The 19,739-nt window shown below is 63.4% G+C and carries 15 protein-coding genes; 10 read left to right on the forward strand and 5 right to left on the reverse strand.

The genetic code is table 11. From position 1 onward, the window contains the following. Positions 1–12: 12 nt before the first annotated feature. Genes soxG through G6N73_RS02845 form a run of 4 tightly spaced genes read right to left on the reverse strand, consistent with a single transcriptional unit; the run spans position 13 to position 5,157 of the window. Positions 13–600 (reverse strand): sarcosine oxidase subunit gamma family protein, encoded by a 588-nt coding sequence (gene soxG, locus G6N73_RS02830; protein ID WP_165023088.1) that lies wholly within the window; start codon positions 598–600, stop codon positions 13–15. Beyond that, positions 593–3,586, reverse strand: coding sequence for a sarcosine oxidase subunit alpha (locus G6N73_RS02835; protein ID WP_165023090.1), 2,994 nt, complete (start codon positions 3,584–3,586; stop codon positions 593–595). Before G6N73_RS02835 ends, soxG begins: the two co-directional genes overlap by 8 nt. Continuing rightward, on the reverse strand, positions 3,583–3,885 hold the full coding sequence (locus tag G6N73_RS02840; RefSeq protein ID WP_165023093.1) for a sarcosine oxidase subunit delta: 303 nt from the start codon (positions 3,883–3,885) through the stop codon (positions 3,583–3,585). Before G6N73_RS02840 ends, G6N73_RS02835 begins: the two co-directional genes overlap by 4 nt. 12 nt (positions 3,886–3,897) lie before the next feature. Further along, entirely contained in the window at positions 3,898–5,157 is a 1,260-nt protein-coding gene (locus G6N73_RS02845; RefSeq protein WP_165023096.1) for a sarcosine oxidase subunit beta family protein, read from the reverse strand. A gap of 213 nt (positions 5,158–5,370) precedes the next feature. Between G6N73_RS02845 and G6N73_RS02850 the strand changes: the two genes are divergently transcribed. The 9 genes from G6N73_RS02850 (at position 5,371) to G6N73_RS02890 (ending at position 15,122) form a co-directional block, all read left to right on the forward strand. Then, a complete protein-coding gene (locus tag G6N73_RS02850) occupies positions 5,371–7,854 on the forward strand; it encodes a mechanosensitive ion channel family protein (protein WP_165023098.1) in 2,484 nt (827 codons plus the stop codon). A gap of 259 nt (positions 7,855–8,113) precedes the next feature. Then, positions 8,114–8,377 (forward strand): hypothetical protein, encoded by a 264-nt coding sequence (locus G6N73_RS02855; RefSeq protein ID WP_165023100.1) that lies wholly within the window; start codon positions 8,114–8,116, stop codon positions 8,375–8,377. Between the two features lie 204 nt (positions 8,378–8,581). Next, on the forward strand, positions 8,582–10,018 hold the full coding sequence (locus G6N73_RS02860) for a UbiA family prenyltransferase (protein ID WP_165023102.1): 1,437 nt from the start codon (positions 8,582–8,584) through the stop codon (positions 10,016–10,018). Then, positions 10,015–11,421, forward strand: a complete 1,407-nt coding sequence (locus G6N73_RS02865) for an FAD-binding oxidoreductase (RefSeq protein ID WP_165023104.1) — start codon at positions 10,015–10,017, stop codon at positions 11,419–11,421. The genes G6N73_RS02860 and G6N73_RS02865 overlap by 4 nt, the downstream gene beginning before the upstream one ends. Positions 11,422–11,428: 7 nt before the next feature. Further along, on the forward strand, positions 11,429–11,860 hold the full coding sequence (locus G6N73_RS02870) for an EamA family transporter (RefSeq protein ID WP_165023106.1): 432 nt from the start codon (positions 11,429–11,431) through the stop codon (positions 11,858–11,860). Continuing rightward, on the forward strand, positions 11,857–12,864 hold the full coding sequence (locus tag G6N73_RS02875) for an NAD-dependent epimerase/dehydratase family protein (protein ID WP_165023108.1): 1,008 nt from the start codon (positions 11,857–11,859) through the stop codon (positions 12,862–12,864). The genes G6N73_RS02870 and G6N73_RS02875 overlap by 4 nt, the downstream gene beginning before the upstream one ends. Positions 12,865–12,873: 9 nt before the next feature. Further along, the gene (locus G6N73_RS02880) at positions 12,874–14,346 is read left to right on the forward strand and encodes an aspartate aminotransferase family protein (protein WP_165023110.1); all 1,473 of its coding nucleotides are present in this window, start codon (positions 12,874–12,876) and stop codon (positions 14,344–14,346) included. A gap of 120 nt (positions 14,347–14,466) precedes the next feature. Further along, a complete protein-coding gene (locus tag G6N73_RS02885; RefSeq protein ID WP_165023115.1) occupies positions 14,467–14,730 on the forward strand; it encodes a type II toxin-antitoxin system VapB family antitoxin in 264 nt (87 codons plus the stop codon). Beyond that, entirely contained in the window at positions 14,730–15,122 is a 393-nt protein-coding gene (locus G6N73_RS02890) for a PIN domain-containing protein (RefSeq protein ID WP_165023118.1), read from the forward strand. Before G6N73_RS02885 ends, G6N73_RS02890 begins: the two co-directional genes overlap by 1 nt. Positions 15,123–15,127: 5 nt before the next feature. On the opposite strand, the gene G6N73_RS02895 is transcribed toward G6N73_RS02890, so the two are convergent. Beyond that, complete coding sequence (locus tag G6N73_RS02895) at positions 15,128–16,864, reverse strand: hypothetical protein (protein ID WP_165023121.1); 1,737 nt, start codon at positions 16,862–16,864, stop codon at positions 15,128–15,130. A gap of 209 nt (positions 16,865–17,073) precedes the next feature. Between G6N73_RS02895 and G6N73_RS02900 the strand changes: the two genes are divergently transcribed. Next, on the forward strand, positions 17,074–19,635 hold the full coding sequence (locus G6N73_RS02900; RefSeq protein ID WP_165023124.1) for a GcvT family protein: 2,562 nt from the start codon (positions 17,074–17,076) through the stop codon (positions 19,633–19,635). Positions 19,636–19,739: the final 104 nt, after the last annotated feature.

The following is a 19,739-nucleotide window of genomic DNA, read 5'->3' on the forward strand; positions in this document are numbered from 1 at the left end:
TTCCGCTTCGGTTTATTGCACCTCATACCCGACCTCTTCGCTCGCATGGCAGAGCGCGGTCCAGACAGCCCGCGCGAAGGAGCGGAAGACATAGAGGTCGAACTGGCTCGCGCCGGTCCTCTGTATCTGGGCGAAAATATCGTGATGAACGGTGGAGCGCCCTGCGCCCGCCGGAAACGCAACCAGCGAAAAATCGATCGCGAAGAATTTTGCCAGCACCCATTCGGCCTTCGGGCCGGCGACGCAGATCGCGGTGCGCCCGTGCGAGAGGTCGGTGACGGTTCCCACCTCGCTGGTGATCGCGGCGCTGAGCGTTGCGAAAAGCCCTTCGGCCTGATCGACGACCAGGAATTTGCCCGGCGCGAAGCCGAACGCCGCCTTCTCCTCGGTGAAGACGCCGCCCCCCGCGCCGTCGGGCAGGGCTAGGCCGGCAACGGTCCGTATCACGGCCATCAAGGATTTTTCCTCGCCCGGCCAGGCGGCGACCTGCACGATAGAACCTGGCTGGGTTTCGCTGAGCACCACGCCGACGCCCGCGGCGAAATTGCCGTGCGAACCTGGCCGCCAGACCGGCCCAAGCGGTGAAAGCTGGTCAACCATGCATGCGTTTCCCTTCGGGATCAAAGAAGTGGTTGCTGACGATCTCGACCGGGCCGAAGCGTTTTCTCAGCGGGTCGGAGACAAAGGCGCGCGTGCCGTGCCGCTTTTTGCCCCCCTTGACCAGCGCCAGGCCGATATATTTGCCGAGCATCGGCGAATAGCAGACCGCGGTGATATGGCCGATCGAATTCCTCGGCTCGGACTCGTTGGCCTCCTCGACGATATGCGCGCCGCCATTGAGCGGCCGGTTGTCGAGCGCGATGACGCCGACCAGGCGCACCCGGTCCTCGTCGGCGAGCCCTTCGCGGTCCATCATCATCGAGCCGACGAACGGCTTCTTCTTCGACAGCATCCAGTCGAGGCCCAGATCCCGCGCGGTGGTGCGGCCGTCGATCTCAGCGCCCGTCACATGACCCTTCTCGATGCGCATGGTGCCGAGCGCTTCCAGCCCGTAAGGAACCATGCCGAAGGGCTTGCCCGCTTCGATCAGCGCTTCCCAGACATGCACGCCATGGCCGGCGCCGGAATAGACTTCGAAGGCCATTTCGCCGGAGAAGGAAAGCCGGCAGATCATCACCGGCGCGCCGGCGATCTCTCCGTGGACGATGCCCATGAAGGGCAGCGTGTCATTGTCGACCGCCGTCCCGGTCACGCATGACGCCAGTATTTCCCGCGCCCTAGGCCCGCCGATCGCCGCGCCCGCCCACTGGTCAGTGACGGAGGTTAGCCGCACCTTCAGTTCGGGCCAGACCACGTCGAGCAGATATTCGAGGTGCTGCATGACCTTGCCGGCGTTGGCGGTGGTGGTGGTCATCAGAAAGTCGTCGTTGCCGAGGCGCCAAGTGGTGCCGTCGTCGAGCGCGATGCCGTCCTCGCGCAGCATCAGGCCATAGCGCGCCTTGCCGACGGCAAGCGTGGAAAACATGTTGGTGTAGACGCGGTCGAGGAAATCAGCGGCGTCCGGTCCCTGCACGGCGATCTTGCCGAGCGTCGAGACATCGACAATGCCGGCCGCCTCGCGCGTCGTTTTCGCCTCGCGCACATAGGCCTGCTCGACCGTTTCGCCGGCCAGCCCGTAGATCATCGGCCGGTACCAGAGCCCGGCGGTATACATGATTGCGCCATTCTCGACATGCCAGTCATGCATCGGGGTGAGCCGTTCGGGCTTCACCTCGCCATAGCGCTCGGCGGCCAACGCGCCGAGTGAAACCGGCGCGAAGGGCGGGCGGAACCGTGTCGTGCCGACATCCGGGATCGGCTTGCCCAGCGCATCGGCCATGATGGCGATGCCGGGCACGTTGGATGTCTTGCCCTGGTCGGTCGCCATGCCGAGAGTGGTGTAGCGCTTCAGATGCTCGACGGAGACGAAACCCTCCTTGTATGCGAGGCGGACATCGTCGGCGGTCACGTCGTGCTGGAAGTCGACGAAGGCCTTGCCCTTGGCCCTGATCTCGAACACCGGAGCCGGATGCGGGTCGAGCGCCGGCGCTTCCACTTCGGGTACGGAATCCGTCCCTCCGGTTGAACCGGCTGCCGACAAGCCGGCGGCAAGGCCCTCGGTCAGCGCCTCGGCCGTCGTAAAGCGTCCATTGAACGCGCCGGCGCCGACCCAGTTCTGCGTCGGCTTCGGCGGCAGAAAGGCCTGCAGCGCCTCATTCCATTCCGGCTTCAGGCCGGCCTGGCTCGCCAGATGGATGACCGGCGACCAGCCGCCGGAGACCAGCAGGCAGTCTGCATCGAGATGCCGCGCCTCGCCTGACAGCGCGCCATTCGCGAGGTCGAATTTCTGCACCTTGATGCCCGAGATGTGCTTGCCGCCTTCGGTCGCCACCACGGCATGGCCACGCAGCAATTCGCCGCCCCCCTCGTCGGCGATCTCCTGTGCGGCGGCGGAAATTTCACCGCGCACGTCGACGATCGCGGCGATTTCCGCGCCGGCCTTTCTCAGCGTCGAAGCGGCGCGATAGGCGGCGTCATTGTTGACGAACAGCGCAACCTTCTGCCCCGGCAGTATGCCGAACTCGTTGGCGTAACGTTCCGCAGCGCTCGCAAGCATGACGCCGGGCCGGTCGTTGCCGGGAAACACCAGCGGCCGCTCGAATGCGCCTGTCGCCAGCACCACCGATCCGGCGCGGATCGTCCAGTGGCGGTGGCGAGGCTCGCCTTTGCCGGGTGCGCTCTTGTGGTCGGTGACGCGCTCCAGCGCGGCCATGGCGTTGTCGTCGTAATAGCCCCAGACTGTGGTGCGCGGCAGGAGCCGGACATTGTCGCGCGCCTTCAGGTCGCGCACCATGGTCGAGGCCCATTCCGCCGCGGCCATGCCGTCGATCGTCTCACCCGACCAGTTGGCGGCGCCGCCGAATTTGGGCTCGAGCTCGGCCAGGATGACCCGTGCGCCGCTGTCGGCCGCGGCTTTCGCGGCCATCAGCCCGGCCGGGCCGGAGCCGACCACCAGCACGTCGCAAAAGGCGTTCATGCGCTCGTAGCGCGAGGGATCCTTGGCGATGCCGGCGCGGCCGAGACCCGCCGCGCGGCGGATGAAATATTCGCAGAACATCCAGAAGCGGGTGCCCTTCAGCGGCCCGAACACCGGCCCCATGAAGGTCTTGTAGTAGAAGCCGGCGCCGAGAAGCTTGCCGCCGAGCTGGTTGGCCGCGCCGACATCGAAGGCGAGCGTGGGGAAGCGGTTCTGGCTGACCACGGTCAGCCCGTCATAGATCTCCAGCATCGTCGCGGGAATGTTTGGCTCGCGCACGTCGCCATGGAGCACCGTGACCAGCGCGTTCGGCTCGTCTATGCCGGCCGTCAGCACGCCGCGCGGGCGGTGATATTTGAACGAGCGCCCGAACAGCGTGACGCCATTGGCGAGCAGCGCCGACGCCAGCGTGTCGCCGGCATGCCCGGTGAATGGCCGGCCGTCGAAGGTGAAGCGGATCGTGCGCATCCGGTCGACGCGCCCCCCGGTCTGGCTGCGGCGCGGGCTCATGAATGCGCTCCCGAACGGCGGTGGCCGTGAGGCTTTTTGTGGCGTTCATCGCGGGCAAAGCCGACGCTGATGATCTTGTGGGTCAGCGTGTTGCGCGTGACGCGCAGATGCGCCCGGCAGCCGCCGGCATGCTGCCATATCTCGTTGTGGTCGCCGGCGATGTTGGTCCGGTCATAGACATAGGCGTTCCACTCGGCCTGGTTGGTCGAAGCCGGATCGGGGCGGGTGCGGTTGCCGTCGCCCTGATAGCTGAATTCGGAAAGGTCGCGCGGGCCGCAATAAGGACAGTTTATGAGCATCTGCTGATGTGCCTAATGAAGCTTGGGCGTCGAGCCCTGGCCTTTTTCGTCGATGAGTATGCCGCGATGGAAACGGTCGAGCGTGAACGGAGCGTTGATCTCGTGCGGCTCGTCGCGAGCGATGGTGTGGGCAAAGCACCAGCCGGAAGCCGGCGTCGCCTTGAAGCCGCCGTAGCACCAGCCGCAGTTCAGATACATGCCGGGCAGTGGGCCGGTGGTGATGATCGGCGAGCCGTCCATCGACATGTCCATGACGCCGCCCCAGGAGCGCAGCAATCTTACCCGAGCGAAGGCCGGGAACATGGCGAGCAATTCGCTCATCACTTCCTCGACCAGAGGCAGGTTTCCGCGCTGGGCATAGCTGTTGTAGCCGTCGAGATCGCCGCCGAAGACCAGCCCGCCCTTGTCGGACTGCGAGACGTAAAGATGTCCGCCGCCCCAGGTGATGACGCCGGGCAGGATCGGCTTCAGCGATTCCGACACGAAGGCCTGCAGCAGATGGCTTTCGATCGGCAGCTTGTCGATCCCGGCTAGCTTCATGACGTGGCCGGTGCTGCCCGCCACTGCCACCGCCACCTTGGCGGCGCGGATTTCGCCGCGGCTCGTGGTTACGCCGGTGATGCGGTCGCCGTCGCGCAGGAAGCCGGTGACCTCGCAATTCTCTATGATGTCGACGCCGCGCCGGTCCGCGCCGCGCGCATAGCCCCAGGCCACGGCGTCATGGCGCGCCGTGCCGGCCTTGGGCTGCAAGAGGCCGCCGACCACCGGGAACCTTGCCGAAGCCGAAACGTCCAGGCCGGGATACAGCCTGGCGATCTGGTCGGGATTAAGCAGTTCGGCGTCGCCGCCGCCGTGCCGCATGGCGTTGCCGCGGCGCGCATAGTCGTCGAACTGCGCCGGCGTATGGGCGAGGTTGAGGATGCCGCGCTGCGAGAACATCACATTGTAGTTAAGATCGTGCGACAGGTTCTCCCAAAGCCGCATCGAGTGCTCGTAAAAGCGAATGCTCTGCGGATACAGATAGTTGGAGCGCACGATTGTTGTGTTGCGGCCGACATTGCCGGACCCCAGCCATCCCTTTTCCACGACGGCGACATTGGTGATGCCGTGTTCCTTGGCCAGATAATAGGCGGTCGAGAGGCCGTGCCCTCCGCCCCCGACGACGATCACGTCATAGGAAGGTTTCGGGTCGGGCTTGCGCCAGGCCGGCTTCCAGTCGCGGTTTCCCGTCAGCGCGTTCTTGAGCAGCGAAAAGGCCGAATATTCCGCCATGGATCATATCTTCCGGTTCGGGCGATGGCGCACACTAGTGGCATGGCTTGTGCGCCAAAGCCAATATTGCGCCATGGCTTTTCATAAGGCCGACTCCTTTTCGCGCACTGCCGCCCTTCCATCGCCGCAAAGCGGCGGCTTGCCGGGCTGGTCCGCCGTCTCTATCACTGTCGGGCCCCACCGACGCGTCGTCGTTTGAGTCGCATGGAGATCATGCCCGTTTTCCTTCGATCCCTTCTCGCACTGATTTTGCTGGCGCTTTCGGCGCTGGCATCTCCTGCCGTCGCGCAGGGTCCCTCACCGAACGGTTCTCCGATCGTCAGGGAGCAGCGGGCGGTCATGGACGGCCTGCGCCAGCGCGCCGACCAGCTCGAGAAGCAGATCGCCGCCAATTCCGAGGACGATGCGCGCCTGGTCGACACGCGCCTGCAACTCGAGGAGGCGGCGCGGCAACTCCTCCAGGCCAGCGTCGCTTTCGGGCCTCGACTGACCGAGATCAACAACCGCCTCGATCAACTGGGTCCCGCGCCGGCCGAAGGCCAGCCGCCCGAACCGGATCTGGTCGCCAGCGAACGCCAGGCTCTGGTGGCGGAAAAGGCGGAGATCAATGCCGCGCTCGGCGTCGCCGAAGACCAATCGATCCGGATCAACGCGCTGATAACCCGTATCACCGAGATGCGGCGCGACCTGTTTTCGCGGCTGCTGACCCGGCGCTACGATATAGGTACGGCGCTGGCGGGCGAGGTCGCCGAGGCTGCGGAAAGCGAGACAAAGGAACTTTACCGCACCGTCTCGTCCTGGGTACGCTTCGTCGTCCAGTTCAAGCTGCGCTCGGTTCTGTTCGCCACCTTCTTCGCGCTGCTCGCGGCCGCCATCCTCCTAATCGGTGGCAGGAGACTGTTTGGCCGCCTGTTCGAAGCCGACGGCGATGTCGAGAGCCCGTCCTATCTCAGCCGGCTATCGGTGGCGTTCTGGTCGACGCTGATACCGACCGCGGCATTGGCCGTTTTCCTCACCACGACCTATCTGCTCTATGATTATTTCGCCGTGCTGAGGGGCGACATCAGCACGATGATGACGTGGCTCTTCATCGTCATCGGGCTGGTCTTCTTCGTTCACAGGCTTGGCAGTTCGGTGCTTTCGCCGCGCCTGCCCAACTGGCGGCTTATCGCGGTCGACACACGCGCCGCCAGGCTGCTGCTGTGGCTGGTTTCGGCGACCGCCATCTTCACCGGTATCGATGTTTTCCTGAGCACGGTCTATACCGTTCTGGATTCGCCGCTGTCGCTCACCGTCGGCGAAAGCCTGATCGCCACGGTGCTCACCGGAATTCTGGTCGTGCTCATAGGGCTGGTGCGGCCTTTCACCAGCGAGGACGGCCGGCCGAAGCGCTGGCATCCGGTGCTGAGCTCCACTTTGTTCCTGCTCGGCGGCGTCACTATCGTTGCTGCCCTGCTCGGCTATATCGGCTTTGCCCGCTTCCTTTCGGCGCAGATCGTGGTCACAGGCGCGGTGCTCGCCACCATGTATATCGGCTTCCTGTCCGCCAGGGCGGTGGCCGAGGAGGGCGCTTTCGCCAACACCGCACTCGGCCGGCGTTTCGAAAGCAGGTTCAGTCTCGACGCCTCGACGCTGGACCAACTTGCGCTGGTGGTCAGCATCGCCATCAATATCCTCATCCTCGTCGTTGGCGTGCCGCTCATCCTGTTCCTGTGGGGGTTCCAGCCGGGCGACATCCAGGCATGGGTCTACAAGGCCGCGACCGGCATCCGGATCGGCTCCTTCACCATCTCGTTTACCGGAATTTTCTCGGGCATACTGGTTTTCATACTGGGCTATTTCCTGACCCGCTGGTTCCAGGGCTGGCTCGACGGCTCGGTTATGGCGCGCGGCAAGGTGGATGCCGGCGTTCGCAATTCGATAAGGACAGTGGTCGGCTATGCCGGCCTGGCGATCGCCGCCCTGATGGGCGTCTCGGCTGCCGGCATCGACCTTTCCAACTTCGCCCTGATCGCCGGCGGCCTTTCGCTGGGCATCGGCTTCGGCCTGCAGAACGTCGTCTCGAATTTCGTGTCGGGCCTGATCCTGCTCGCCGAGCGTCCGTTCAAGGCCGGCGACTGGATCGTGGCAGGCGCAGTTTCCGGCACGGTCAAGAAGATCAGCGTGCGCGCCACAGAAATCGAGACGTTCCAGCGCCAGACCGTCATCCTGCCGAATTCGGAACTGATCAACAGCGCAGTCGGCAACTGGACGCACCGCAACAAGCTCGGACGCATCGAGATTCCGGTGGGTGTGGCCTACGGGTCGGATGCCAAGCGGGTCCATGAGATGCTGCTCGACATTGCAAGCAACCACCCGCTTGTGCTGAAAAATCCGGAGCCCTTCGTTCTCTTTTCGGCCTTCGGGGACTCGTCGCTGAACTTCGAGATCAGGGTTTTCCTGGCTGACGTAAGCAACGGCGTCATCGTGCAGAACGATTTCCGGTTCGCGATTCTCGAAGCTTTCGCGCGCGAGAACATCGAAATCCCGTTCCCGCAGCGCGATCTCCACCTGAAACGGGAACCGCCGGCTGGGAAATGGCCGATCGACGATGACAAGCTGGAAGCCGAGCATTTCGAACTGGTCAAGGCGCTCAAGGAGAAGGCAACGCCGCCGCCGGCGTCGAGACGCAAGCGCCGCAAGCCCGATCCGGGTTAGAGTCTGTTTGGAAACTCTACTCTGGCGGTCATCTGCCGGCGTTTTCTGCGCTTCCGGTGCTCATGGACCCGAATGTCTCGAAAACACCGTCATATGACTCACCATAGCGAGTTTCGAAACAGACTCTTAGGTCCGCCAGCAATCATGGCATGAATGAGGCATTCAGTTGCGGTTCAGCTTCGAACTCCTATAAGGTCGCGGCAAGAGCGGGAATGCCTTGCTCAACGCAACCAGAGGCGGTGGCAACACCGATAATGAAATGATGAAGTCTGTGATCGCCGCTGCCGCCCTTCTTTTCTTGGGCACTACGGCCTTCGGCGCCAGCGCGGTCAATCTGGACTCCGAGCCGCGCACGCTGATCGTCACCGAGGGCGGCAACAAGACCGAGCTTGCGCTCGGCGGCGGCGAAACGGTCGAATTCTGCACGGGCGGCTGCTTTGTCACCATGCCCAATGGCGACCGCCAGGCGCTGACCGGCTCCGAGACGATCGAGATTTCGGGCGGCGTTGCCCGCATCAAGTAACGTTCGCCGGTATTGAATTTCGAGGCCGGACAGTTGTCCGGCCTTTTATCGTTTCCGATAACCCGACCTTAAGCACGACGCCGGAAAAACCGGCCAGTGCAATGGTTTAGCGCCGCCCGTTTAATCTTCCATAGCCCTGTTGCCGATATACCGCACGAAGACGCCGGCAAACGGCGCGGCGGGAAACAAACAGGGCTTTCAGACATGGATGCGCGGTCGGACAAGAATGCGGCGCCGCTTGCGGTCGACCTGGACGGGACGCTGATTGCCGGCGATCTGCTCTGGGAAGGGCTGTTCCTGCTCATCAGGAAGAATCCGTTGTTTCTCTTCCTCGTGCCATTCTGGGCGGCGCGGGGGCCGGCGGCGCTGAAACAGGCGATCGCCGCCCGCGTCGACATCGACCCGGCGTCTCTGCCCTATCGCGACACCGTGCTTTCGAGGCTTCGCGAAGAGCGCGCCGCCGGCCGCAAGATCATCCTGGCAACCGGCACGCCGCGCAAATTCGCCGACGCGATCGCCGCGCATCTCGGCCTCTTTGACGCCGTGATGGCGACCGACGGCCTGCACAATCTGACTGCGGGTCGCAAGCGCGCTGCCCTGGTCGAGGCCTATGGCGACGGCGGCTTCGACTATGCCGGCAACAGCCGCCACGATCTGAAGGTCTTCGACGCCGCCCGCGCAGCGATCGTGGTGGCGCCCGACCGCCATGCCGCGCGCTGGCAGGCAGCGCATGGGTCAGAAAGGATCGAGGTCCAGAGGCCGAGCTTCAAAACCGTCCTAAAAATGCTTCGGGTCCATCAGTGGCTGAAGAATTCGCTGATCGCGGTGCCGATGGTGCTGTCGCACGAATACCTCAATGTGCCCATGGTATTTGCCTGCGCGCTGGCCTTCGTGTCGTTCAGCACCGCCGCGTCGGCGATCTACATCGTCAACGACTTTTTCGACCTGACGCTCGACCGCAAGCATCCGACCAAGCGCAACCGGCCCTTTGCCAGCGGCGTACTGTCGATGCCGTTCGGAATGGCGTCGGTAGCCGTGCTTCTGGGCATAAGCTTCGCCACCGCGGCCTTCCTGCCGCCGCTGTTCATAGCGGTGCTCGCCACCTATCTCGTCGCGACCACCGCCTACTCGCTGTCGGTCAAGCGCATGCTGCTGCTCGACGTGCTGATGCTGGCATTCCTCTACACGATGCGGCTCCTTGCCGGGGCGGCGGCGACCGGCGTCGATGTCTCGTTCTGGCTGCTCGCCTTCTCCACCTTCTTCTTCCTGTCGCTGGCGCTGGTGAAGCGCTTCGTCGAGCTTCGTGCTTCGGATCTGGTGCAGGGCGAGCGCATCGCCGGGCGTGGCTACCGCGCAGAGGACCAGGATGTCATCGCCCAGGCCGGCATGGCTTCGGCATTTTCTTCGGCGCTGGTGCTCGCGCTCTACATCGACAGCGCTGCCGTGCGCGAACTCTACCCGCATCCATGGATGGTGTGGCCGCTGGCGCCGATCGTGCTCTATCTCACAATGCGCGTCTGGATTCTGGCGCGGCGCGACGAGATGCATGACGACCCTGTCGTCTTCATCATCCGCGACTGGCGCAGCCAGTTGGTGGCGCTCGCCGGCGGCGCGATGCTCCTGATCGCGGGCTGGGCATGAGCGGCGGCGCCTACCAGAGCTTCGGCCGGGCGACCCCGCCGGCGCGGCGCGCCATTTCGGCGGCGGAGGCCATCGCGCTCCTGAAAAGCGGAGGCGCGGGCGAGGGCGCGATCCTGCCCTACGGCAATGGCCGCTCCTATGGCGATTCCTGCCAGAACGGCGGCGGCAGCGTTGCCGACATGCGCCCGCTGAACCGGATTCTGGGCTTCGACGCGGAGACGGGCGTGATCGAGGCGGAAGCCGGGACGCTGCTCAGCGACATCATCGCGTACGCCGCGCCGCACGGCTATTTTCCCGCAGTCGTGCCCGGCACGCAGTTCGTGACGCTGGGCGGGGCCATCGCCAATGACGTGCATGGCAAGAACCATCACCGCCGCGGCAGTTTCGGATGCCATGTCGTCTCGTTCACGCTGTTGCGTTCGGACGGCAGGACCTATGAATGTTCGGCATCGGCCAATTCGCGCCTGTTCGCCGCCACGATCGGCGGGATGGGCCTCACCGGCATCATCCTTTCGGCAAGGCTCCGGCTGATGCCGGTTCCGTCGCTTGACGTGATGGAGGAGATAAAACCCTTCGCTGGCCTCGCCGAATATTTCGACCTCGCCGAGGCGGCCGACCGCGACAATGAATACGCCGTGGCCTGGATCGACCAGCTAGCGGGGGGAGCCGGAGCGGGCAGGGGGCTGATCATCACCGGCAACCACGCCCGATATGGCGCGCGCGCCGCGAAGACGGCGCAGGCGAAGCTTTCGGTGCCGTTCCAGCCGCCCTTCACCGTGCTCAACCGCCCCTTCCTATCGGCGTTCAACGCCGCCTATCGCTGGCGAAAGGGCAGCGCTAGCGGTGCCCGGCAGACGGGCTACCAGGGCTTCTTCTTCCCGCTCGACGGCGTCTCGAACTGGAACAGGCTCTACGGTCCGCGCGGACTGTTCCAGCATCAGAGCGTCGTGCCTGATGAGGCTGCGCGGACAGCGATCCCTGAACTGTTGGCTGCGGCCCGCGCCGCGGGACAAGGCTCGTTCCTTACCGTGCTGAAGCGCTTTGGCACGGCCCACTCACCAGGCCTGCTCTCGTTCGCGCGTCCGGGCTACACTTTAACGCTCGATTTTCCCAATCGCGGCACCGCGACGCTCGCTCTTTTGAAAGAGCTCGACGCCATCGCGATCGGCGCCGGCGGCGCGGTCAATCCTTACAAGGATGCGCGTATGGGCGCGGAAGTATTCGCCGCATCGTTTCCGGATTGGCGCGAACTCGAGGCGGTTCGCGATCCGGCGTTCATGTCCGATTTATGGGCACGGACGGCACGGGTTTTGCTGGACAGGGGTGAGGTGCGGCCGAGTGACCCGTTTTGGATCATCCTCCAGTCAGGCGCTGTTCCAGAAATCATCAAAGGCGAGGGTTGATGAAGACATGAAATACATCGCGTTCATACTTTTCACGGTCATGACCAATGCCGCAGCGCAGCTGATGCTGAAGCACGGCATGATGACGCTCGGCCCGATTTCGTTCGCCGGGGTCAACCCGGTGATCAAACTCCTGCAGGTCGTCTTCAGCCCCTGGGTGTTCCTGGGCCTGTCGACCTTCGTCATCTCGATGGCGTCTCATCTATATGTGCTGTCGAAGGTCGAGCTATCCTTCGCCTATCCGTTCCTCAGCTTGGCCTATGTGGCGGTCGCGGTCTTCGCCTATTTCGTCTTCCGCGAAGACCTCAATGCCTGGCGCATTGCCGGCATCGGCTTCATCTGCGTCGGCACCGTGCTGATCGCCCAAAGCGGGCGCGGCCATGACGAACTGGCCGCTGCCCCTTCAACCCCCCTTCAAACCAGTGAGCTTGCGCAATGAGACACATCATTTTTGGAGGCGACGGCTTCGTTGGCCGTCATCTGGCGCCGAAACTCCTGGCGGACGGCCAGGAGGTCATCGTCGCTGACATCGTCAAGAGCGATCTGGCGCATTACCGTCATGCCCGCTTCGCCACCTGCGACGTGACCGATCCGGATTCCGTGGCCAATGTAGGCATCCGTGCCGACGATATGGTCTATAACCTTTCGGCCAAGATGCTGTCGCCGATCCAAGTGCGCGCCAAGCGCCACGACTTCTTCTTCCCGGTGAATTATCACGGCACGGAAAACATCATCCGGGCCATGGCGAAAGCCGGCGCGCCGCGCCTCGTCCACTTCACAACCGACATGATCTACGGCCACACGGTCACCTATCCGATGACCGAGGATCATCCGGTCGCGCCGTTGGGTGAATACGGCCTGTCGAAGCTGAAGACCGAGGAACTCGCCGCCGAGTGGCGCGAGAAGGGCATGAACATATCGCTGTTCCGCCCGCGCCTGATCATCGGCCCCGGCCGCCTCGGCATACTGGAAAAGCTGTTCAAGCTGATCGACTGGAACCTGCCGGTGCCGATGATCGGCTCGGGCAAAAATCCGTACCAGTTCATCTCGGTCTTCGACTGCGCCGAGGCCGCAAGGCTGGCCTGGAAGGCCGGCGTTCCGAACGAGGCCTACAATCTCGGCTCGCTCAACCCGCCGCCGGTGAAAAAACTGCTCGGCGATCTGGTCAAGCATGCCGGCTCCAAGTCGCTCCTCATTCCGACGCCGGGCTGGGCGGTCAAGCGCACGCTCGACCTGCTCGACCTGATGAACATGCCGCTCATGGATCCGGAGCAGTACCTGATCGCCGACGAGGAGTGCGTGCTCGACGTGTCGAAGGGCAAGCGCGATCTCGGCTGGGCGCCGCAATACCGTGACGAGGACATGCTGATCGCCGCCTACAAGGAATACCGCGCCAAGAAAGACGGCCATGAAGTGGTCGCATCCCAAGTTCCGGCCGAATAGGAGAGCCTGATGAACATCATGACCAAGCCAGAGACGACCCATGCCCGCGCGGTGGTGAAGGCGCCGGCGCTCTCGCCCGATGCGATCGCAAAGCCGGACCTGATCAGCGTCGAGGCCGCCAAGGCGATGGACCTCGCCACGATGACGGACCTGTTCAAGTCGCATCTCAACCCGGGACAGCTTCATTTCATGAAGCTGCTCGGCTTCCACAAGGTGAAGGTCGAGAGCGCCGAAGGCATGTTCTATGTCGACCAGAACGGTCGCAAGATCCTCGATTTCTTCGGCGGCTTCGGCTCGCTGGCCTTCGGCCACAATCACCCCCGCATTCTCGATGCCCGCAAAAAATTCCAGGACGAGAAGCGCCACGAGATCGCCATCGCCTTCATGTCGCAATATGCGGCCGCGCTCGCGCATAATCTCGCCAAATGCTCGCCGGGAAGCCTCGACATGGTGTTCCTCGGCTCGTCGGGTTCGGAAGCCATGGAAGCGGCGATCAAGGTTGCCGAGCGCGCCGCCGGCCCGAAGCGGCCGAAAATCGTCTATGCGGAAAATTCCTTCCACGGCAAGACCAAGGGCGTGCTGTCGATCACCGACGGCCAGCTCTACCGCGGCGAATTCAAGCTGACCGACAATACGGTGCGCGTGCCTTTCGCCGACATCGACGCGGTCGAGGCGGCGTTCAAATCCGATCCGGCGATCGGCGTCATCGTGCTTGAAACCGTCCAGGGCGGTGGCGGCATCGTCCAGGCGCCGGCCGAATATTGGCAGAAGCTGCGCGCGCTATGCGACCAGTACGGCGTGCTTTGGGTCGCGGACGAAGTGCAGTGCGGCCTCGGCCGCTCCGGCCGCTTCTACGCCTTCGAGCATTACGGCGTCGTGCCGGACGTCACCGCGCTGGCGAAGTCTCTCGGCGGAGGCAAGTCGGCTGTCGGCGCCATGATCGCCAGCCGCGATGTCTACATGAAGGCCTACGGCACGCCGAAGACGGCGATGATCCATGCGGCAGCAACCTTCGGCGGCATCGGCGAAGCATCGATCACCGCGATCGAGGCGCTCAACGTGCTTTACGACGAGGGCCTGATCGACAATGCGGCCGCGACCGGCGCCTATCTTCTGGAGAAGCTGCAGGCGTTGCAGGCAAAACATCCCAAGATCATCAAGGATGTCCGTGGCAAGGGCTTCATGATCGGGCTCGAGTTCCACGATTTCTCGCAGACCCTGCCCATGGTGCTGAGGCCGATCGTCAGCGTGCTCGACGACAAGCTGAAGGGTTCGCTCTCGGGCTTCGTCGGCGCGCTCCTCCTGCGCGACTACGACGTGCTCGTCGCCTTCACCGAATACAACCGCAACGTGATCAGACTGGAGCCGCCGCTGATCTGCCAGCCGGAACATGTCGACCGCTTCGTCGACGCGCTGGACAGCCTCTTGTCGCGGGGCATCGTCTCGATCGTGAAGGATTTCGTCAAAAGCCAGGTGAAGTAGGGCGGGATTTTACCTGGCGCGACGAACGGCCGGAGCTATGCTCCGGCCGTTTGCGTTGGGGCAGATGCGTGGACGGTCCGATAGCCCAATGTTATCTTTAGAGAAGGATGGAGTTAGACAATGGACCTGATTGTAGACGATCCCCGCGCCGAAGCGCTTGCGCGCGAACTCGCTGAAAGGCGCAACATATCCGTGAACGAGGCCGTGATCGAGGCGCTCGAAGCTGAACTCGGCAAGTCGAAGGCCCAGCAAAGGCCGGCAAAGGATCGCGAACAGTTTCTGGCGCGGGTCAGGGAAATCCAGGCCGACCTAAAAGCCAGGTCCAAACCGGGAGGGAGGGATCTTACGAAGGACGAGATCGATGAGATGTGGGGTCACGAATAGTGTTCGTCGATACGTCCGCCTTTATTGCCGTTTTGGCAGATGAAGAAGATGGACTCGATTTAGCGGCTAAAATCTACGATTCGCCGGGCTGCACGACCTCTGCGCTGGTTGTGCTGGAAGCCGTCATGAGATTGACGTCGAAACTGCGTGTAGAGCCGCGTGAGGCATTGGCCCGCCTCGAGGCGTTTCTAGGGGAGGCGAGTGTTGTAGTCACTGCCATCGAACCCGGTTACGTCTATCTGGCCGTCGAAGCTTTCACCCGTTTCGGCAAGGGGCGCGGCCATCCCGCGCAACTCAACCTCGCCGACTGCCTCTCCTACGCCTGCGCCAAGAGCCGCGGCGTTCCGCTGCTCTACAAGGGCAACGATTTCTCCCGCACTGACCTGAAATAAGAAGCCTAATCCAGCTTTCCCGCAAACTTCGGATGCACATAGGCGTCGAAGCAGGCGTCGAGCGCGATCTTGCGATGGCCGGCCATCATCGGCGCATAGAGCTCCAGAAGCACGGCGTTCGCCGTCGTCGGCGGGCATTTCGGGTGCAGGATCAGATCGGTTTCGCGAATGGAGTCGGCAACCAGTGGTCCGGGCGGCGGCACTGCGCGCATGGGGTCGGCGCCGATGGCGATGTGCTCCGGCGCGCTCCTGTCCATCAGCCACGGGAAGGGATTGACGAAATTCAGCGCCATGATCGTCTCGAAGCGCACGCCGTTCTCCGCTTCCAGCGCCTTGATGCTGTCTATAGCGCGGTCGATCGCCTTCAGGTGCGTGATCTGGAAGTCGAAATCGGAATAGAGGACGAAGCTCGGCAGTTCGCCCATCCGCACGATCTCTTCATAGACCGCTCGATGAACCGGATAGAATTCGATCATATTGTTTGATCGATCGAGCACATCGCCGCGCATCGTAACCGCGCCCAGCGACTTCAGATTGGCGTGCTCCAGCGGGAAATTCTTGACCGACCCGGCATAGGCGCGCGCCGCGCGCTCGATCGTGTTGATGGCCGGCGGCAGCGCCACTGCCGCGGCAAGGACGAAGGTCGCGATGAGCAGTTTTGGCTTGGCCATCAGCGAGCCCGACCGCATCACGATCGAGAGGATGACCGGCCAGACGAAGATCATCGCCTGGCTGCCGGTATTCTGCGTCTCGAAGGTGATGCCGGCGAAAAGCACAACGGCCAGCCAGAAGGCGTCGTTGTCGAGGAATTTTGCGATCGAGGCAGCACTCCGCTCGGCGCGGATCGCCGAAAACCGCGCCGCCAACTTGTCGCGGCCAGACCAGATCAGAAGCAGGATCAGCGCTCCCGCCGGCAGGAGGACACCGAATGTGTGCGAAATGGCCTGGAGGAAGCGCGGCGCCAGGCTGCCGCTATTGATCGCGACCAGCGCCAGTATGTCCTGGACATAGTGGCTGACCAGTCCGGAGGTGAGTTCCAGCAGTGTCAGCACCGCGAGAAACGCGCCGGCGGCCGCCAGTGCATAACGAAGCGGAACGCGGCCCGCCATGAAGGCGAACAGGCAGATGATCGCGCCCGACACGACGCCAGTGATCTTCAGGAAAAACAGCGCGGTCATCGCCGTGGCGACGATCAGCGCCAGAAGACGAGGGTTGCGCACGAACATCAGCGCCGCCACCAGCACGTAGAGCATCTGGCAGATCTGGCGGTTGTAGATGCCGAAGCCGTCCGAACCCGGAAACGGATAGAATTCACGGCTGTTGAAAGGCAGCAGCGCGAAGATCAGGAAGGGGATCAGCAAAGCGTAGGCGGTTGTGCGGGATCGGGCGTCGACATGCCGGACGACGAGCGCCATCAGCGGCGCGGTTACAGCCAGCAGTGACCAGTGCGCCAGCAGCGTCGGCGCGCCGTTCGGGAACAAAGCGAGCCAGCCCGCGAAGAGATAGTAGCCGAGCGGCCCGACCGGCACGAAGAAGTCGTTGACCGGAACCTGGCCGTCGAAGATCCTGTTGGCGGCGTCGTAGTAGATGAAGACGTCCCAATACATCGGGCCTATCGGCACGCGCAGCGGAAACAGAAGCATAACCGGCACGAGCGCAAGCACCAACCCCATTACGAACAGCGGCGATGCGCTCCACGCCGCTCGTCCGGCAGTCTTTCCCTGCTGCGCCGCCATGCTCATGTCTTCGCCTCCCGCCCGGGCTCTCCTATCACCGAATGCCCGGTAAAAGAGTTAACCGGAGCCGTTGAGGTTCCGTTAAGATTTAACCGGCTGGGCAACTCTCGGGCGCATGGTCGCGGCCCGTTTTCTGCGTGTCGCAAACAGGCTTCAATTGCGCCGTGGCGCTGCCCTATAGTCCCGCCGCAATAACACTTCGGAGTCGCGGGCAAATGGCAGAGTTTCCGTCAAAGGCGAAGGTCGTCATCATCGGGCTGGGCGGCATTGTCGGCGCATCGGTCGCCCATCACCTGATCGAGCGCGGATGGGACGACATCGTCGGCATCGACAAGTCCGGCATCCCGACCGATATCGGTTCGACGGCGCACGCCTCCGATTTCTGCTACACCACCAGCCATGACTTCCTGTCCTGCTGGACGACGCTCTATTCCATCGATTTCTACGAGAAGATGGGCCACTACGCGCGCATCGGCGGCCTCGAGGTCGCCCGCGTCGGCGACGACGCCCGCATGGAGGAGATCAAGCGCAAGGTCGCCTCGGGAAAGGCCTTCGGCACACGTGCCCGCCTCATCGAACCCGCCGAGATCAAGGAAAAGTTCCCGCTGATCGAAGAGCAGATGGTGCAGGGCGGCATGTGGGACCCCGATGCCGGCCTCGTCATCCCGCGCTCGCAGACGGTTGCCGGCAAGCTGGTCGACGAGGCGGAAGCCTCAGGCAAGCTCAAGGCATTCGCGAATACGCCGGCCAGGTCGCTCGTCATCGAGAACGGCCGCATCAAGGGCGTGGTGACCGACCGCGGCACCATTCATGCCGATTATGTGGTGGTCTGCGCCGGAATCTGGGGACGGCTGATCGCGGAGATGGCGGGCGAGGACCTGCCGGTGATGCCGGTCGATCATCCGCTCACCTTCTTCGGCCCGTACAATGAATTCGCCGGCACCGGCAAGGAGATCGGCTGGCCGCTGCTGCGCGACCAGGGCAACTCGGCCTATATGCGCGACACCGGCGATCCCAGGACCGCCGAAGGCGGGCAGATCGAGTGGGGCTATTACGAGGAGACCAATCCGCGCCTTTGCCATCCGCGCGACATCCTGGAGAAGGATGAGGCTCGCCTTTCGCCCTCGCAGCGCGACCTCGATATGGAGCAGATCATCGAGCCGCTGGAACGCGCCATGGAACTGACGCCGATCCTGGCCGAACTGGGCTATAATGAGAGCCACTCCTTCAACGGGCTGCTGCAGGTGACGACGGATGGCGGCCCCTCCGTTGGCGAAAGCCAGAAGGTGAGGGGGCTTTGGTACGCCGTCGCGATCTGGGTCAAGGACGGTCCTGCCTTTGGCAAGCTCGTCGCCGACTGGATGACCGACGGGCGAACCCCGATCGACCATGCCAGGATAGATTTTTCGCGCTTTTATCCGCACCAGATGGACGAAAAATTCATTGAGGGCCGCTGCGGCGAGGCTGCGCAGAAGGTCTACAATCCGGCGGTGCATCCGCGCGAACCCTATGTTACCGGCCGCAATTTGCGCCGCTCGCCCTTCTATGAGCGCGAGAAGGAGCTCGGCGGCTATTTCATGGAACTCGGCGGCTGGGAGCGCGCGCACGGCTACGCCGCCAATGAGCATCTTTTGGAAAAATACGGCAACCGGGTGCCGGTGCGCGAAAACGAGTGGGATGACCGCCATTTCTGGCGGGTGTCGAATGCCGAGCATCTCGCCATGAGCGAGGATTGCGGCATCGTCAACCTGTCGCATTTCGCCATGATCGACGTGGAAGGTCCGGATCACGTCGCGCTGATGGAGTGGCTGTGCGCGGCAAAAATCGGCGGCGATGCCAATATCGGCAAAGGCATCTACACCCACTTCCTCGACGATGAGGGCATGGTGCGCGCCGACCTGACGGTGATCCGCATGGCCGACCGCTGCCGAGTGATCGACGGGGCGGATGCCGGACCGCGCGACTTCCACTACATTCGCCGCGTAGCCGAAGACAAAGGCTTTGACGTCACAGTCACGGACGTGACCGAAAAATACGTCACCATCGGCATCTGGGGGCCGAACGCGCGCGCGACGCTGCAAAAGGTCGTGGAGGACCCGGCAGGGCTCTCACCGGAGAACTTTGCCTTCGCCGCGATAAAGCCTGTCAGGATCGCCGGCAAGGACGTCACCGCCTTCCGCATCTCCTATGTCGGCGAGCAGGGCTGGGAGCTGCATATGCGCTACGAGGACGGCCTTGCCGTCTGGGACGCGCTGCGCTCGACCGGCGTGATGGCGTTCGGCGTCGAGACCTACGCCAACTCCCGCCGCATGGAAAAGAGTCTGCGCCTGCAGAATGCGGACCTCCTCACCGAGTACAATCTGCTGGAGGCCGATCTCGCCCGCCCCAAGGTCAAGGAGGCCGATTTCCGCGGCAAGGCGAAGCATCTGGAGTATCGCGCCCGCGAACATCAGCCGGCCATGCTCTGCACGCTCGTCATGACGGAAAACGTCGATTCGAAGGGTATCGCCCGCTATCCGGTCGGCACGATGCCGGTGATGGACCCCGAAACGGGCGAAACGCTGATCGACGAACTCGGCCGCCGCTCCTTCACGACTTCGGTCGCCTATGGCCCGACCATCGGCAAGAACATCGCGCTTGCCTACCTGCCATGGGCCTACTGTCAGCAAGGCCGCAAGCTGACGGTCGAATACTTTGGCGAGACCTACCCAGTCGAGGTGGCTGCAATAGGCTACAAGCCGCTCTACGATCCGGAGAACTTGAAGCCGCGGACCTGATCATCGAGCCCTCGAAGGACACACGACCCACGCTCGCAAAATAGTGAAAGCCCGCGCTGGCAAATTCCGGCGGGCGGCTTTTTCGTCTCGCGTTTTTCGCGTAC

Origin of the sequence: Allomesorhizobium camelthorni, from assembly GCF_011045125.1 — a bacterium.
GTDB classification, from domain to species: domain Bacteria; phylum Pseudomonadota; class Alphaproteobacteria; order Rhizobiales; family Rhizobiaceae; genus Allomesorhizobium; species Allomesorhizobium camelthorni.

What these genes read in the sequence shown, in the direction of transcription:
- G6N73_RS02870 (WP_165023106.1), top strand. Translation starts at nt 11,429, where the DNA reads ATGAAATACATCGCGTTCATACTTTTCACGGTCATGACCAATGCCGCA.
- G6N73_RS02860 (WP_165023102.1), top strand. Translation starts at nt 8,582, where the DNA reads ATGGATGCGCGGTCGGACAAGAATGCGGCGCCGCTTGCGGTCGACCTG.
- G6N73_RS02835 (WP_165023090.1), bottom strand. Translation starts at nt 3,586, where the DNA reads ATGAGCCCGCGCCGCAGCCAGACCGGGGGGCGCGTCGACCGGATGCGC.
- G6N73_RS02850 (WP_165023098.1), top strand. Translation starts at nt 5,371, where the DNA reads ATGCCCGTTTTCCTTCGATCCCTTCTCGCACTGATTTTGCTGGCGCTT.
- G6N73_RS02840 (WP_165023093.1), bottom strand. Translation starts at nt 3,885, where the DNA reads ATGCTCATAAACTGTCCTTATTGCGGCCCGCGCGACCTTTCCGAATTC.
- G6N73_RS02895 (WP_165023121.1), bottom strand. Translation starts at nt 16,864, where the DNA reads ATGAGCATGGCGGCGCAGCAGGGAAAGACTGCCGGACGAGCGGCGTGG.
- G6N73_RS02875 (WP_165023108.1), top strand. Translation starts at nt 11,857, where the DNA reads ATGAGACACATCATTTTTGGAGGCGACGGCTTCGTTGGCCGTCATCTG.
- G6N73_RS02855 (WP_165023100.1), top strand. Translation starts at nt 8,114, where the DNA reads ATGATGAAGTCTGTGATCGCCGCTGCCGCCCTTCTTTTCTTGGGCACT.
- soxG (WP_165023088.1), bottom strand. Translation starts at nt 600, where the DNA reads ATGGTTGACCAGCTTTCACCGCTTGGGCCGGTCTGGCGGCCAGGTTCG.
- G6N73_RS02865 (WP_165023104.1), top strand. Translation starts at nt 10,015, where the DNA reads ATGAGCGGCGGCGCCTACCAGAGCTTCGGCCGGGCGACCCCGCCGGCG.
- G6N73_RS02900 (WP_165023124.1), top strand. Translation starts at nt 17,074, where the DNA reads ATGGCAGAGTTTCCGTCAAAGGCGAAGGTCGTCATCATCGGGCTGGGC.
- G6N73_RS02845 (WP_165023096.1), bottom strand. Translation starts at nt 5,157, where the DNA reads ATGGCGGAATATTCGGCCTTTTCGCTGCTCAAGAACGCGCTGACGGGA.
- G6N73_RS02880 (WP_165023110.1), top strand. Translation starts at nt 12,874, where the DNA reads ATGAACATCATGACCAAGCCAGAGACGACCCATGCCCGCGCGGTGGTG.
- G6N73_RS02885 (WP_165023115.1), top strand. Translation starts at nt 14,467, where the DNA reads ATGGACCTGATTGTAGACGATCCCCGCGCCGAAGCGCTTGCGCGCGAA.